Below are 14,423 nucleotides of genomic sequence, written 5' to 3' on the forward strand. Positions count from 1 at the left end.
GACGGTCTCAAGAACTTCTTCATCTATCGACCTGAAATCCCAATTTTTCGGCTGCATCATTTGCTCCCCGACATCTAATCGCCTGATTGGGCGATAAGTTCAAGCATTGCTACATGGTAAATCTTCGCCACCATCATGTAGGGCCGGGATGAGTCAACCGCGGAATTCAGACCGGATATCCCTGACTAGGAATGGAGGGCTCTTGGCTGAGTGCTGGCATAGGCTCGCCCGATGCCCCCCTTTGCCGCTTTCGAGCTTAACTACTTTAAACTGGGCAGTCGGCTTCCGAATCATTTCCGGGCATAACCGATCGCTAGTTTCATGCCCTCCGCAGGCATAATGCAGGTCACTTTTCGCAGAATTATTGAGCCAAAGCTCTTTCCTTAGGAAGATTCTAAATCCCGAGCTCGCCACAACTTGGTACCGCGTGTGTGGTGCTTTTGAGCTGGGCCGTGCGAGAATTTATCGCTTCAACTGCTTCGATACCCAATCCGGAAAACACACTAGAAGTCGCAGGTCTGACACCATATCTCGTTTCGATTCAGTCCTGCCTGATTGAAGTTCTTGTACGGTGTTAAACACAATCTTCACATGACAGCGCTAAGCAACAACGCTTGTCGTGCTGAAATTCAGCTTCAGACCACAGTTAATGGCGGAGCCAATGAACCATATAAATTCAAAGAATTTTGATGAAGCAGCATCGGAAATTTTGGATAAACGGCTGGGGTTTTTGGACCTTTATGACCAAGCGGCGCCACTGGTTCCCATTGGCGCATGGTCATGCGATCTTGCAAGTGAACAGCTGAGCTGGACCGATGGCGTTTTTGACATGTTCGGTCTGCCTACTGACGAAGCCCTGGATCGCGAAGCCACAATCGAACTTTATAGCGAAGAATCGCGTGAATTGCTCGAGCAGAAACGATCGCAGGCGATAGAGAATCGTGATGGTTTCACACTAGACGCGAGAATCGTGCGCCCTGACGGGATCGATCGCTGGATACGAATTACGGCAGCCACGCGAGGTTCGAACGGGCGAACCGAAACGCTTTTTGGAATGAAACAAGATATAACGGACGATCGGATGCGATGGGAACTTCTCCGGGCGCAAGCTGAATGCGACCCGCTCACGGGCGTTGCCAACAGGACTCGCTTTCAACGCTTTTTGGATCAGCCGGGTAATGGGCCTGCATTGGATGACGTTGGCACGTTAATCCTTTTTGACATTGATGATTTCAAGCTGATCAACGATCGCTGGGGGCACGCTGCTGGTGACGCATGTCTTGTCAATCTTGCGGAACGTCTTCGCAAGTTTTTCGTCAACGCCCATTTGGTGTCTCGGATTGGCGGCGATGAATTTGCTGTATTGCTGCCATCTTCGGTATCGCGCACCCAAACGAAGGTTGAATTGCAGGCACTTATTGCCAGTCTTCTTCGGCCAATGCAGTGGAACGGTTATTTGTTGACGCTGAAAGTCTCGGTGGGCTTCGCTTTCGCTGGCAAGGACGGCAAATATAATCCCCGAACGTTGTTCGCCACCGCCGATGAAGCGCTTTATTGCGCCAAAAATCGAAAGATATTTCCTACCGCCTAGCCTTCCGGATTGAGAGGCAAGTGCTTTACCGAACCAGAGCCGGACGGCTCGACACAAATCCCTGGATGGTCGAGCAAAACTGTTTGGAACCAATATGGCAGTGGTGAGTTAAAGTTTCGAATGCAGCTGAATAACGTATCCCCGTTCTTGACTGCATTTCGTCGGGAAATCTGACTTGCGCCCATTACCCTCCCAATCCGCGCTATCGGGTTTCCCGACATTTCAATCCAAGCGTGCGAATTCGAACAAATAGATATACGTGTGTAAACACGCATAAAAAAGGGCCAGGTCACAAAGACCCAGCCCCAGTTCTTCGGTTTTTTGAGGTTATTGTTCCGAAGGCATCTTTACGTCAACATCGGGAACGTCGACGGTCACTTCTTCCGTGCCCACTTCCACGTCAGCAGTTTCAATGTCGATTTCCGGCAGTTCCCCGGCGTCGCCGGCTACATCTACGTCAACTGATGGCATTTCGCCCTCGTCGGTGACTTTTGCTTCACATGCGGTGAGCGACAAAGCCGCTACTGCGACTGCTGCAATTGAAAGCTTGTTCATTTTGATCGTCCTCCATTTGGTTCTAACCATCTACTATTCGCTGCAAACATGGTTCCATTTTATCATAAAAATTTTTGTGCGCGACATATTCTGCCTAATTGGCCAGTTCCGGGACTGGAAAGCGGATCGTACACTCCAGGCCCTCTGCTCGCCAATCGCGCACTATCTCGCCTTGCAAGTTGCCCTTGACGCTGTGATCGATGAGCGATGATCCGAAACCCGAGCTGGGGGCTGCGTCAAGCGGCTCTGAAGTACCCTTTTCGGACCAGACAAGGATGATTTGCTCTGCCTCGCCGTCGGTTTCTATGGTCCACTGAATCCTGATTCTGCCCTTGTTGGAGGAAAGCGCCCCGTATTTCGACGCATTTGTAGCCAGTTCGTTCAACACCAGAGATATTGATACCATCGCATTTTCCGGGATTGTGATTTCCGGGCCGTCAAAAAATATCCGAGGATAGGATTGCGTCAAATCCTGAACGAGGGCGGTCAATGACCCGGTAACAAAATTGGTATCGAGTAATATTTGCTGAGCCCGGTTCAAGGCTCTCAGCCGTCCCTGAATCCTCTCGATATAGTCATCGATCGAGGTCGCCGATTTCTTTGTCAGGGACATGATCGACTGCAGCGTTGCGAATAGATTGCGCATCCGGTGGTGCAATTCCCGCGTGTGAAGCTTTAGCTGTTCCTGCTGCGCGATTGATTTGGTTATGTCGACGTTGAGCCCGGTCAGGAAAGGAGACCCATTCCGTTCGACATAATCTCCGTAACCATGGATCCATTTCGTCTGTCCCGAAGGAAGAACGATCCGAAACGTGGCATCATAGCTCTGTCCCGGTAGACCCGCCGCCGCCATGGCTTCCCGTACAGCGGCCCTATCGGTCGGGTGAATTCTCTCGAATGCGGCTTCTTCGGTGATCAGATTTTCCGCAGCATCTTCGCCCCAGACCTCCGAATAATCCCCGCCCCAAGTAAGTTTGCCTTCCACCAAATCCAACACGAAACTGGCAGTATTGCTTAGCGCTAGCGTCAGCTCGAGATTTGCGCGGTCTTCTGCGGCCTGTCTTTGCGCCTGTCTCCGTGCACTGATTTCGCGACGCAATTCCAGCTCGCTCATCACTATGTCGGCCATCGTTTTCAGCTGCTCGGCTTCGGACGGGTTGAAATCGGTTCGAGCATGCGTGTCACCGATCCACAATGTTCCTATCACCAGGCCATTTTCGGCGACCAGGGGCGCACCGGCGTAAAAGCGGATATGGGGGTCATCGAGTACGAAAGGGTTTTTGCGAAACCGCTCGTCCTCCATTGCATCTCCCACAATTAACGCTTCCCGGCTCTCGACGATATAACGACAGAATGAGATGTTGCGCGCAGTATGCTTCAGATTGAGCCCAACCACCGATTTGAACCATTGGCGCTTGTCGTCAATCAATGAAATGGAGGCGATAGGAACCTTGAATATATTTGCCGCGAGATGGGTCAGTCGATCAAATACGATCTCAGGCTCGCTGTCCATGATATCGTAGCTGTTGAGGGTCGCCAGACGTTCAGGTTCGAGTGGATCGGATCCGGGAGAGGTCATGTCTGAGGGCAACTCGTCAGCTTTCGTCAATGCCATTGCGGTTCCTGATTCTCTAAGATTACCAATAGACTACCATCAAACCATATATCGGTTCCAGCCTCTCTTGCCTTAAAATTTTCGGGAAAAAATTTTGAATCGGGAATTTTCGATTTTGTTGGAACCAATTGGATCGGATGGCGTATATTGATCAAAATTGGAGGGTTTTATTATGTCATTAGCGGATAAACTTCGCCCACATCTGCCTAGTCTTCGTCGATATGCACGGGCTGTCAGCGGAAGCCAGAATAGCGGCGATTCATTTGTCAGCGCTACTTTGGAAGCGATTATCGCCGACCCCGGGACAATTTCCGGCGGCGATAACCTGCGGGTTCAATTGTACAAGGCTTTCTGTAAAATCTGGGAAAGTGCCAATCTGGAAGTCGAGCGGGACGAAGGCGATACGGTACAGCATCATCTTCGCAAAATTCCACCGATCAGTCGGCAGATATTGCTGCTGACCTCGCTCGAAGGCTTTGCTACCGACGAAGTGGCAGAAATTCTGGACGTCGGCGCAAACTCGATCAACGGGTTGCTTGAAGATGCGATACTGGAAATCGATAACGAGCTGAGATCAGATGTTTTAATTATCGAGGATGAAGCCTTGATCTCGATGGAGCTGGAGCAGATTGTTACTGGCCTAGGTCACAAGGTTTGCGGTACTGCGACGACTCATAAGGGCGCTCTGGCGGCAGTGGCAAAAGCGAAGCCAAATCTGGTGCTGGCCGATATCCAACTGGCTGATGGCAGCTCGGGTATCGATGCGGTAAAAGACATTTTGTCGCAGTTTACGGTTCCGGTCATATTCATCACCGCGTTTCCCGAAAGGTTGCTAACCGGCGAGCGGCCCGAGCCAACATTTTTGATAACCAAGCCGTTTCAGCCCAACGCCATCCGTGCTGCGATCAGCCAGGCGCTGTTTTTCACCCCGGCACGGCAGGATGCGTAGGAATATCGATTGACGGAGGACCGGGCGAGAAGCGCGCGGTCGTAGCGGAAGATAACGGGGTCCGGTGAGGGTTCTGGCAGTTTCAACAAAAAATCGCGCGCAGATTTCATCTGCGCGCGATTTTTTGTTGTTGTCATTGCTAGAGTGTAGCGGCGTCGACCGCTTCGAGTATCTTTTCCAGCGCAGAGTCGGTGGAATTGTTAGAGCCTTCAGAGGCTTCGGTGAACCGGCCGTCGTCCAATATTCCGTGTAATGTTGCGCGTGCTCGCGATACTCGGCTTTTCATCGTGCCAAGTGTCGTTCCGGCAATATCGGCAGCGTCCTGATAGGAATGACCGCCAGCGCCGACCAATATTATCGCTTCGCGCTGGTCATCGGACAATTCCATCAAAGCGCGTTGCAGGTCTGCTAGATGCAAAGGATCCTGTTGTGGTGCCGGCGTGGACAATATCCGCTCCGCAACCAGTTCGTCATAATTTCCCTTGAACTTGTTCTGACGCATCTGTGAAAAATACGTGTTCCGCAGAATCACGAAGGTCCAAGCCCGCATTGAGCTGCCCGCAACAAATCGGTCTCGCGCGGCCCAGGCTTTGAGCAACGTGTCTTGCACCAAATCATCGGCGGTATCGGGGTTCCCCGAAAGACTACGACCAAATGCACGAAGATGCGGCAGAGTCTCAGCCAATTCTTTTTTGAAATCCAGATCCGAAAGCGGCGCGCCCTCACTCATCAGAGTTTGAATCCGATCCAGTCTCACCATCAAGTTCGCCAAGTTGATCAAGCAACGCCATCATATTGTCAGGCAGGGGTTCATCGAGCACGTTCTGATACATGTTCTTGAGGCCGAGACCGAGTCTGTCTTGCGCTTGCTGTGTTTCAAATGTCATGCCGTCATCGCCTGCGAATGCTTTGGTAGCGTTCTGGTCTGGCGACGCGGATTTTTGATCCTGATCGTCATCTTTGGTTTCTTCCTGATTGGGCAATGGATGGCCTCATATGCTCTAACTTCATGACAAAAAACACGGCGGAGGAGAAAAGGTTCCATAATATTTTATGTCCCAAAAGTCCAATTGACCGGGAACAAAAGTGCTATCGCTTCGTTGAGCGAACATCTGAACAGCCAATTGAAGGATGGAATGATGACAGTTGAGCAGGGAAAAGATGTTTCAAATCTGAAAATGGAAGGTGAGGGCAGTCGTGAGGGTTCAAGACGCTATCAGGAAGCCCAGCACAAGTTTGCGGAAAATGCGGACGTACCGAAAAAAGCTAAAGAGGCGGCGGCTGCGCTAGATGGTGACGAGGCTGGCGAACTCGAACGCGCGCGACGGGCAGCAGCTCAAGGCAAATCTGCCAAGGACTGATAAATAGCGGGTGTGGGGGTTTTCATGACTATTCGGCCGGCGAACCGAAAGATTGGAAGCTTTCGAAATGTTTTCTCGTCTCCGGATTAACCCACTCGCTGGATAATAGTTCGTCTATGGCCAGCTCGAAATCGGCTTCCGCCTGGTTCAGAAGGACGCCAGCCATTTTCCAGTCCGGAAATTCTCGACGCGGAACATCGCGCCGGTCAAATATGACCATCCCTTCATGGCGCTTATCGCCTTCGATCAGGCGGATACAAGAATTCACATCGTTGCGCGCACCTTCCAGTATTTGCATGAAGTTCAATCCGTTGAAAGCGAGCAAGCCGGTTAAGCCCAGCTCCTCGTTTCGCAGGTTTGCGCTATCCAGAATGTCCTGAAAATCTGAAATTTCTAGATCGGACCTCGCAGTGCTGATATAGCTGACTGATGTTATCAGGCCATCTGGCATGCTGTAGCAACCCTCTCCAGTTCTACTGTCTATCTAAATGTAAAAGAGAGCTTATCCACTTTCGCGGCGCCTGACCAGACGCAATGTGGTACCGCTGCTCGGGCAAAAATTCCTGCTCCCGGTCGCCACGGTCAGCGCAAATTTGTTCCAAACCAGCCGTGACCTCATGATGGAAATCCAAAAAATTTTTACCAGAAATCTGGGGGTTCCGTCCCGTTGAAACGAATCTGAAGAGATTGCCGCCAATTTTTTTGGAACTGTTGCCGAGACCACCAGTTGGTTGATTACATTTACAAATGAACGAGGACGATATGACAAACGATAAATCTATTAGCATTCTTAACGATGTGCTGGAAACTTTGGTAGATTCGAGAGACGGTTACCAGAAGGCAGCCGAGGTTGCGGATCGCGAAGTATTCAAACAGTTTTTCACACGCCGTGCAGCAGCGCGAAACGCCATGATCGCCAAGTCCCAAGCCGAAATTCGCCACCTTGGAGGCGAGCCAGCTGAAGAGGGAACAATTCTGGCGAAAGCGCACAGGATGTTCCTCTCGATCAGCTCTGCCTTGGAGGGCAATGATGAAGCTGCAGTCGAAGCTGTGGAAGACGGTGAAGAATATCTACGGAACAAAGTCAGCGACGCGCTTGCCAATGATGAGCTCGCAGCGACGGCAAAAACTTTGTTGAGCGGTTTCAATGGCGAGTTGCGCGCTGACGGTCGGTTGATCGATCATCTCGAAGCCTCCGTTTAAATTTTTACACCTAATCACAAAGAAGGGAATGAAACATGGAATATGGAATTTTAGGACTCGTAATTTTGGCACTGGATATTTGGGCATTGCTCGGTGTCTGGGGAAGTAGCGCATCGGTTGGTTCCAAACTCCTGTGGACCGCGCTCATAGTCATTCTGCCGGTCATTGGACTGATTATCTGGTATTTTGCCGGACCCAAGGGTTCCGTGCAGGCAGTCTAGATAATTAGATGTTCGGAAACGGTTGACCCCTGATAGCCATCCCCCATGGCTGTCGGGGGTTTTCATATCCGACGTACAGCATGGCATTTACATGAGATGGGAGAAAAATTCTGACTGACAGGGACGCCGATAGCGATGGTCTACCAATGGTCATCAGCCAGCGTAGAAGCTCGGCAATCATATTGCTGCTATCGTGCGGGCTTTTGCTGGCGCTTCCGTTTGTGCTGTCAGCAGGGCAAGATTTTTTCCTGCCGGTTGTGGCGGCTGTGGTCATCACCATTGTTCTCGCGCCTGTAGCCAACATCTTGGAGAAACTGAGAATTCCCAACATCATTGCGTCATTCATCGCAATTTTGCTTTTTGCCGGGCTGTTGACCCTGGCCATCTTCATGATTTTCCAGCCGGCGCTGGATTTGTTTGAACAACTGCCGGTGATCATCAACTTCGTTACCCAGAAACTGGCCGAACCGGGATCGCTGGCGGTTCCGCTGTCGACGATAAGCGCCGGTCTTTCCGACGCATTACGAACCTCTGCAGAGAAAGAGGTCATGGACCAGACTTCGTCGATGTTTCAGGCCGTAGCCTTTGCGACTCCGTTTGTGATCGCTCAGATCCTGCTCGCGCTTCTGATCAGCTATCTTATGCTGGTATCGAGGGTGAAATTTCACGAAACCCTGATCCGCGACCGCGTCACCATAAGCGCGACACGCAAAGCCGGGCTGGCTGTTCGGGAGATTTCCAGAAGCGTTTCCCATTATCTAGGGACAGTGATCGTCATCAATTCCTGCGTCGGACTGGTTGTCACACTTGGGGCATGGCTATTTGGCTTGGAATCACCGCTTATGTGGGGCGGATTAGCCGCTATACTTAACTTCATACCTTATGTTGGGCCTTTAGTATTGGCGGTTCTGTTGGGAATCACCGGCGTCTTGGATGAAGGTGCGTTGGTTGCCGGGCTCCTTCCGGCCGCGGCCTATCTGGGGCTTCAGACGATCGAAGCCAATCTCATAACACCTGCTGTTCTGGGCGAGAGACTGTCGATCAATCCGGTTATCATCATAATTGCGGTCAGTTTTTTCTCCTGGATTTGGGGATTGGTCGGAGCCTTACTGTCCGTTCCGCTGGTGGTGATATTTCGAATATTGCTCAATCACACCGGGACACCCAATATTATCGGCTATTTGCTTGGGGAGCCGCTCTTCGGTCCGTCTATGGCAAACGTCGAAAAATAAGCGGGCCAATTTGTTCGCGACTGATCTCTTAGCAACTGAAGTCGTCTTAACATTTTGGCAATTCATCAAGGGCGGCGCGATTTCACCCGCTTGATCATTTGCGAGATACGGCTGGATTTTCTGCTCAGAGCTGCGAAATTATCGTCAGCACTGTGCGGATCCAAAATATCATTCTCGGCGAGAAACGTTTCAACGTCACTCAGGTCCGGAAGCTGATAATCGCGCAAGGTCGTCCCGCTAGAACGGCACAGCTGGATGGTTTCTATCAGGGATCCGGTTTCCTCGAAGACTTCTGCAATCCGGTCGACAGTTGTCCCCAGATGCTCGGCCAGCAGGTCGTTCCGTACGGTTGCGATTTGCTCGCGAACTTGGTCGTTCTCGAATTCACCAGCGTCGAGAGCCAAATCACATTCGGTATCAAAGCCTAGCGACCGGTTGTTCATGTTCGATGATCCTACGCGGATGATCCGGTCGTCGATAATCATCAATTTCGCGTGAATATAAATCGGACTGCCTGCTCCATTCAGCGCATGGAAAACACGGAATCTGTTCTGATGATCAATGTCGATAAGCGCCTGGATCAGCCGCGCCCGTTTGCTATCCATAACCGCCGGTTCCAGCCAGCCCTCTGCAGTGACTGGGTTGACGATGACGATTTCCGGACCGTCGGTTTCCTTGAGCCGTTTCGCAATGGCAATGGCGATTGTGCGAGACGCAAAATATTGGCTTTCTGCATATATGTGATGTTTCGCGCTGGCGATCAGATCCACATAAAGCTTCTCGATTTCGGAGACGGCCGGCCTGTCGTCGCATTCCGGCTGGGTCCGCGCGATCGCGACGTCAACATTCTCGAAATCGGCTTTTAACTGGTCCGGCCAGCAATCATTGGTTTTCGCATCGACCATTTTGGTGCCGCCAGCAACCGCCCATCGGGCGACTGCGAATTCGGATAAATGCTTGGCTACTGGCCCTTGCACAGCCATCGCCGCATCGTGCCACGGGCCGCCGTCCTTGTCATTGGGTGGGGAGCGATAGGGCTGTTCTTCATCATGTGATCGGGTGTCCCAGCGGTCGTCGGTGATGTCGATGCCCCCGCAAAACGCGGTATCTTCATCAACGACCACTACCTTCTGGTGCTGGGCCGCGCCGACCGGATGCCGGCCATCAAGCTTGAGATGAATGCGCGGGTGCAGGCGCCAGCGGATAAGGGTGAGCAATGTTCTACCGCGAAACAGCGTTTTGATCGCACCGGTATCCCAGCGCAAAATATAGATATGAAGGTCGGGATTTTTCTTCACCAGCCAGTCGACATATTTTCCGATTTCCAGCGGACCGACGATTTTCTGTTCGGTATCGTGCATTTCGACCCGGGCATCAAAATCCCAGCCGAGCAAAATTATACGATGCTTCGCCTTGGCCATCGCCCGCCGCAGATAGCGGAAATAATTTTCGGCATCGATGATGACAGAAGCTTTGGCCGCTTTATCTATTTTCCAGCAATTCCGGGATTCATCGAAAATTTTCTTCATATATATAGCTAGCCAGAAACAAGGCCAATCGTCTCCTATCGAACCAACGTCGCGCTATTGCCGCCCATCTGGCGCAAAGGTCAATCTTTAAGCAATTTCGCTAATTTCAGATTTTTTGCGTTTCTCGAATTTGTCGACGAGATCATTGGCCAGATCGTTGCTGATCACCTTTTTAGCGATTTCGAACACATCTTCTTCTTCTTCTTTCATATGATGCTCGAGATCTTCCTTTAGTTTTTCGAATTTCTGGATCCAGCCGCTTGATGACATGTCCATCTCGTCCAGTTCCTTGATCAGGTCGACGGCCTCTTTATGTTCGTGGACGCTATGTCGCGCCTGCTCCTGGCTTTTCTGGGCCTCGAGAAGTTCCGCATATAATGTCTGCTCTTCGGCATTGGCATGCGCGGTGGCTTCTGGCTTGAATTGCGCCCAAAGTTCGTTGCGCTCGTCACTATTGCCTTCGGTCTTCATGATCCTGGAAGCCAGTTCGCGGTGCTTGTCATGATCCTGTACGATTCTCTGGTAGATGTTCATTATATTCTCCTGACGCTCGTTAAACGTTTCAAATGGCCAACGCACTCAGAGTGGAAAAGGTTCCCTGGCGTTTGTGCTCCTTGTTTTTCATCTGGATATCAGCCCACTCAGACGGCTTGGTGCCTTGATTGGCGACCCCCATTGTCGACGATCGGGAACCATCGGTTCGTTAGCTCGTTGAAGAAACATGTCGAACGAGCACACCGCTGATCAACAGGCCGAGGTCCCCGCCGAAGACCGTACCAGTCTCGCGGAAGACAGGACGGAACGAGCGGAAGAGCGCACGGAGCTGGCCGAGGACCGAACGTTGATGGCCAACGAGAGGACGTTCGCCGGCTGGATCCGTACGGGATTGGCCGCGGTTGGTATAGGATTGGGGTTCAACGCATTATTCGGAACTCTTGATCCTTGGTGGCTTCCCCGTGCGATTGCGACAATATTCATTCTGATAGGGATAGTGATATTCTACGCCGCGCAAAAAACAGCCTGCCGCGTCTATGATCGACTAGACTCTCACTCCTCCGAGCCCGTAGGCGGTATGAGGATACAGCTTATCACTTTGATGTTTGGCGTAGCTAGCGGGTCTCTGGTCGTTGCCCTCTGGTTAATGTCGATCAAGAACTGATATCGCTATTGCCCGCTTGCGGGCAGTAACTCGCGGTCAGGTGTAATGCCGTGGAGAACAGAGATGTCGCCAGTGGTTTCCAATATGACTGCTCTGACCTCTGACAGCTGCAAGGCATTCGCCTCCCGTAATTTGGCATAAACGTCATCGCGGGTTACCCGCGTGGTTTTGAGGTTGTCGTCGATAAATTTTCCGTCCTTCATCAACCAGACCGGGTCATTTGTAGCCATATCGACTATCCGCAGATCAGCTATCCTCATCTTGGCGATAGCAAACTGAGAGGCAAGGAGCATCGTGATTCCGCCAATATTCTGGATAAAAGCCGACCAATTTTCGACCGTGACAGCGCCTGCCAGAAGCGACCCAGTGGCCACGGTCACAACAAAATCAAATGCGGTCATCTTGGAGAAAGATCGCAGTCCGACGATCCTTACATTGAGCATGACCCAGAGCAGCGCGAGTGGCGCCAGAAAAAGCGAGCGCAGGAAGATGTCGACCTGCATATCCGCGCTGAACATGGGCTATGCCTCTTTATTTATAAGATGAATGATCAAGAATAATCGGCGGTGACGGGGCCGTTGACTTCATCGGTACCAGCTTGATTTTTCTCTGACCGGTCCTGCAATTTTTTCATAACCGTGCGGACCGCAACCGAAACCGCAGCAGCAGTGAGTGTTCTCCAGAAATATTTCATGATCTTCTCCATAGTGTCGCACCGGCAGATGCAGCGGTGCGTTTGATGTCACTCACTTACGCAACGCAGGGCAAACAGTTCCGATCTTCCTGTCTGCGATGAAGGTTTTATCAAGGTTGGGGGATCGACTCGACGGCTGACTTAACGTTTCCGCGCCTACCGTTTCTTTTCAGACAGCGCTGTTTATCTGAGTTCGACCGCCCGTTCATACGCGGCCAGAAGCGTTTCGTTGATCAGGGCAGAAAATTTGCCTGTTCCATTTAGCGCGTCGAGCCCAGCGGCGGTGGTCCCGCCTTTGCTGGTTACGTTCTTGCGTAAATCTTCAAGAGGTAGGTCGGATTCTTGCGCCAGTTCCAATGTCCCGCGGAACGTTCCCAAGACCAGCGTCTTGGCGTCCTCTTCGCTAAAGCCCAGTTCTTCGGCGGCCTCGACATAGGCGCGAAGCATCTCGAAAACATATCCGGGACCGCTTCCGGCTACGGCGGTCAGGCGATCGAGCATATCCTCGCTGTCCACCCAAACGATGGTGCCGGAACATAAAGCGAGTTCCTCTATCTCGCGCGATGCGGTTTCGGTAACCTTACCGTGCGCATAGAGACCGCTCACACCCTTGCGGATCAACGCCGGGAGGTTGGGCATGATCCGGACCACAGATCGTCCCGGTGCATGACTTGCAAGCTTTTCGGCGGAATAGCCGGCTGCGATCGAACTGATCACGCCGTCAGGGCTTAGTCTGGGCAAATAGGCGGGAAGCACCTGATCGATAAGCTGCGGCTTGAGCGCGACGATAAGATAGTCGAATATCTCGTCCCCCAGTTCCTCGACCGACCCGACTTGCGATACGCCTTCCGGCAGATCAGGTTTGGCCGGATCTGCTACGGTATATTTATGGCCGGTGTTAGCGGCCCACGCCTTGAGCAGCGCGCCGCCCATGTTTCCGCATCCGAGGAGTAATATTTTTTTCAAACTAATCTCTTGCTGTTTGTGATAATGAGGTTTCTCAATGTCCTTAGTATTCAAAGCAGGCATGTCAACAAATGCCTATCTTAATGTCTTTCTTGGAAAACTATATATTTTGATCACTAAATTATTGCGCCTGTCCGGTTCAATCCCTACCTCTATAGCATTATAACAAGGGCATCGCATCAAATGGTACAAGGCAAAACAATAGTTGTGAAAGTTGGCTCCAGCCTGCTTGCCAATGAAGAACGGTTAACACCGCGCTGGGCTTTCATGCATAATTTGTTGGAAGACATTGCCCGCCTGCGGGAAGGTGGCGCAAAAGTTATCTTGTGTTCGTCCGGGTCAGTCGCGCTGGGTATGAATATGATCGGCCAGCGGCCCGAGACGGCAGGTCTGCGCGACAAACAGGCCGCTGCGGCATGCGGGATGCCTTTGTTGCTCAATGCTTATAAGCAAGTCGCCCACGAATATAGTTTCGAGATAGCGCAGGTTTTGGTGACCTTGCGTGATCTCGAGGACCGTAAGCGGTTCCTCAACACGAAGAACACTGTCGATCGGCTGCTCGATGCCAATATCATGCCGATCATCAATGAAAATGACACGATCACCACCGAAGAAATCCGGGTTGGCGACAATGACCGGCTGTCTGCGAAGATTGCGCAAATGCTGCAAGCGGACGAGCTGATCATTCTCACGCAAGTTGACGGGCTGTTCGATAAGGACCCCTCGGAACCCGGAGCCCAATTGGTCGAGGAAGTGACCGATGTATCTCCCTATCTCGCGGTGACCGAAGGCGTGAGTAGTCTGGGCAGCGGCGGGATGCTGACAAAGATACAGGCGGCGCATATGGCGCAAAACGCCGGGTGCGATACGCGCATCGCACATGGCGAATTTGAACAGCCAGTGACGTCCGTCCTGAATGACGAGAGACGGCATACCAGAATTCTTGCCAATGAACGTCCTGAATCCGCCTGGGCCAACTGGCTGTCGGATCGTTTGCAGATGGCGGGGAGCATCGTGGTAACCGAGGTGACTGCCGAATCTTTCAAATCCGGTCGGCGGAATATCGGTCGCGAGGATGTGCTCTCTATTCAAGGACCCTACGTCAAAGGCGACGTCATCCATATTTACGGTGAGTCCGGCGACGAACTGGCCAGAGGCCTGACAAATTTTTCTTCAGATGAAACCATGGCTCTGGCCCGCAACCCGACCATGTCGGCGATGCAGTTGCTCGGCTACAAAACGCTCGGCACGCTGATTACCGACAAAAATATGGTCGTACTCGATGACCGGCACCTGACTTGGGATTTGCCGGCCGACGAGGTTATGACCGAAGTCGCATCCTAAATCT

At 51.8% G+C, this 14,423-nt stretch carries 18 protein-coding genes; 8 read left to right on the top strand and 10 right to left on the bottom strand.

What is annotated here, in order from left to right:
- Window positions 1-661 precede the first annotated feature (661 nt).
- Window positions 662-1,591 (top strand): GGDEF domain-containing protein, encoded by a 930-nt coding sequence (locus tag V7680_RS07940; RefSeq protein ID WP_335652750.1) that lies wholly within the window; start codon window positions 662-664, stop codon window positions 1,589-1,591.
- A gap of 327 nt (window positions 1,592-1,918) precedes the next feature.
- Here V7680_RS07940 and V7680_RS07945 read toward each other — a convergent pair whose 3' ends face one another.
- Both V7680_RS07945 and V7680_RS07950 read right to left on the bottom strand, forming a co-directional pair.
- The gene (locus V7680_RS07945) at window positions 1,919-2,146 is read right to left on the bottom strand and encodes a hypothetical protein (RefSeq protein ID WP_335652751.1); all 228 of its coding nucleotides are present in this window, start codon (window positions 2,144-2,146) and stop codon (window positions 1,919-1,921) included.
- Between the two features lie 94 nt (window positions 2,147-2,240).
- Window positions 2,241-3,761: a sensor histidine kinase gene (locus V7680_RS07950; protein ID WP_335652752.1), complete on the bottom strand. Its 1,521-nt coding sequence runs from the start codon at window positions 3,759-3,761 to the stop codon at window positions 2,241-2,243.
- Between the two features lie 172 nt (window positions 3,762-3,933).
- Between V7680_RS07950 and V7680_RS07955 the strand changes: the two genes are divergently transcribed.
- A complete protein-coding gene (locus V7680_RS07955; protein ID WP_335652753.1) occupies window positions 3,934-4,710 on the top strand; it encodes a response regulator in 777 nt (258 codons plus the stop codon).
- A 139-nt stretch (window positions 4,711-4,849) separates the two neighbouring features.
- Here the strand turns inward: V7680_RS07955 and V7680_RS07960 are convergent, their stop codons facing one another.
- Complete coding sequence (locus V7680_RS07960) at window positions 4,850-5,440, bottom strand: sigma-70 family RNA polymerase sigma factor (RefSeq protein WP_335652754.1); 591 nt, start codon at window positions 5,438-5,440, stop codon at window positions 4,850-4,852.
- A complete protein-coding gene (locus tag V7680_RS07965) occupies window positions 5,433-5,693 on the bottom strand; it encodes a NepR family anti-sigma factor (RefSeq protein WP_335652755.1) in 261 nt (86 codons plus the stop codon). Before V7680_RS07965 ends, V7680_RS07960 begins: the two co-directional genes overlap by 8 nt.
- A gap of 117 nt (window positions 5,694-5,810) precedes the next feature.
- On the opposite strand from V7680_RS07965, the gene V7680_RS07970 reads away from it, so the two are divergent.
- A complete protein-coding gene (locus tag V7680_RS07970) occupies window positions 5,811-6,071 on the top strand; it encodes a hypothetical protein (protein ID WP_335652756.1) in 261 nt (86 codons plus the stop codon).
- Window positions 6,072-6,099: 28 nt separating this feature from the next.
- On the opposite strand, the gene V7680_RS07975 is transcribed toward V7680_RS07970, so the two are convergent.
- Entirely contained in the window at window positions 6,100-6,522 is a 423-nt protein-coding gene (locus V7680_RS07975; protein WP_335652757.1) for a BLUF domain-containing protein, read from the bottom strand.
- A 311-nt stretch (window positions 6,523-6,833) separates the two neighbouring features.
- Between V7680_RS07975 and V7680_RS07980 the strand changes: the two genes are divergently transcribed.
- From V7680_RS07980 to V7680_RS07990, 3 genes are all read left to right on the top strand, one after another.
- Entirely contained in the window at window positions 6,834-7,274 is a 441-nt protein-coding gene (locus V7680_RS07980) for a ferritin-like domain-containing protein (RefSeq protein WP_335652758.1), read from the top strand.
- Between the two features lie 35 nt (window positions 7,275-7,309).
- Entirely contained in the window at window positions 7,310-7,495 is a 186-nt protein-coding gene (locus tag V7680_RS07985; protein WP_335652759.1) for a PLD nuclease N-terminal domain-containing protein, read from the top strand.
- A 146-nt stretch (window positions 7,496-7,641) separates the two neighbouring features.
- Complete coding sequence (locus V7680_RS07990; RefSeq protein ID WP_335652760.1) at window positions 7,642-8,727, top strand: AI-2E family transporter; 1,086 nt, start codon at window positions 7,642-7,644, stop codon at window positions 8,725-8,727.
- A 65-nt stretch (window positions 8,728-8,792) separates the two neighbouring features.
- On the opposite strand, the gene V7680_RS07995 is transcribed toward V7680_RS07990, so the two are convergent.
- The gene (locus tag V7680_RS07995; protein ID WP_335652761.1) at window positions 8,793-10,256 is read right to left on the bottom strand and encodes a phospholipase D-like domain-containing protein; all 1,464 of its coding nucleotides are present in this window, start codon (window positions 10,254-10,256) and stop codon (window positions 8,793-8,795) included.
- 87 nt (window positions 10,257-10,343) lie between these two features.
- Window positions 10,344-10,790: a hemerythrin domain-containing protein gene (locus tag V7680_RS08000; protein WP_335652762.1), complete on the bottom strand. Its 447-nt coding sequence runs from the start codon at window positions 10,788-10,790 to the stop codon at window positions 10,344-10,346.
- Window positions 10,791-10,977: 187 nt separating this feature from the next.
- Here V7680_RS08000 and V7680_RS08005 point away from each other — a divergent pair, with 187 nt between their 5' ends.
- Complete coding sequence (locus V7680_RS08005) at window positions 10,978-11,415, top strand: YidH family protein (RefSeq protein WP_335652763.1); 438 nt, start codon at window positions 10,978-10,980, stop codon at window positions 11,413-11,415.
- Window positions 11,416-11,420: 5 nt separating this feature from the next.
- Here V7680_RS08005 and V7680_RS08010 read toward each other — a convergent pair whose 3' ends face one another.
- The 3 genes from V7680_RS08010 to V7680_RS08020 form a co-directional block, all read right to left on the bottom strand.
- Complete coding sequence (locus V7680_RS08010) at window positions 11,421-11,933, bottom strand: DUF421 domain-containing protein (RefSeq protein ID WP_335652764.1); 513 nt, start codon at window positions 11,931-11,933, stop codon at window positions 11,421-11,423.
- Window positions 11,934-11,965: 32 nt separating this feature from the next.
- Window positions 11,966-12,109, bottom strand: a complete 144-nt coding sequence (locus V7680_RS08015; RefSeq protein ID WP_335652765.1) for a hypothetical protein — start codon at window positions 12,107-12,109, stop codon at window positions 11,966-11,968.
- A 183-nt stretch (window positions 12,110-12,292) separates the two neighbouring features.
- Complete coding sequence (locus tag V7680_RS08020; protein ID WP_335652766.1) at window positions 12,293-13,075, bottom strand: pyrroline-5-carboxylate reductase family protein; 783 nt, start codon at window positions 13,073-13,075, stop codon at window positions 12,293-12,295.
- 183 nt (window positions 13,076-13,258) lie between these two features.
- Here V7680_RS08020 and proB point away from each other — a divergent pair, with 183 nt between their 5' ends.
- The gene (proB, locus tag V7680_RS08025) at window positions 13,259-14,419 is read left to right on the top strand and encodes a glutamate 5-kinase (protein ID WP_335652767.1); all 1,161 of its coding nucleotides are present in this window, start codon (window positions 13,259-13,261) and stop codon (window positions 14,417-14,419) included.
- Window positions 14,420-14,423 lie beyond the last annotated feature (4 nt).

The organism is Parasphingorhabdus sp., from assembly GCF_036963705.1.
Taxonomy (GTDB): domain Bacteria; phylum Pseudomonadota; class Alphaproteobacteria; order Sphingomonadales; family Sphingomonadaceae; genus Parasphingorhabdus.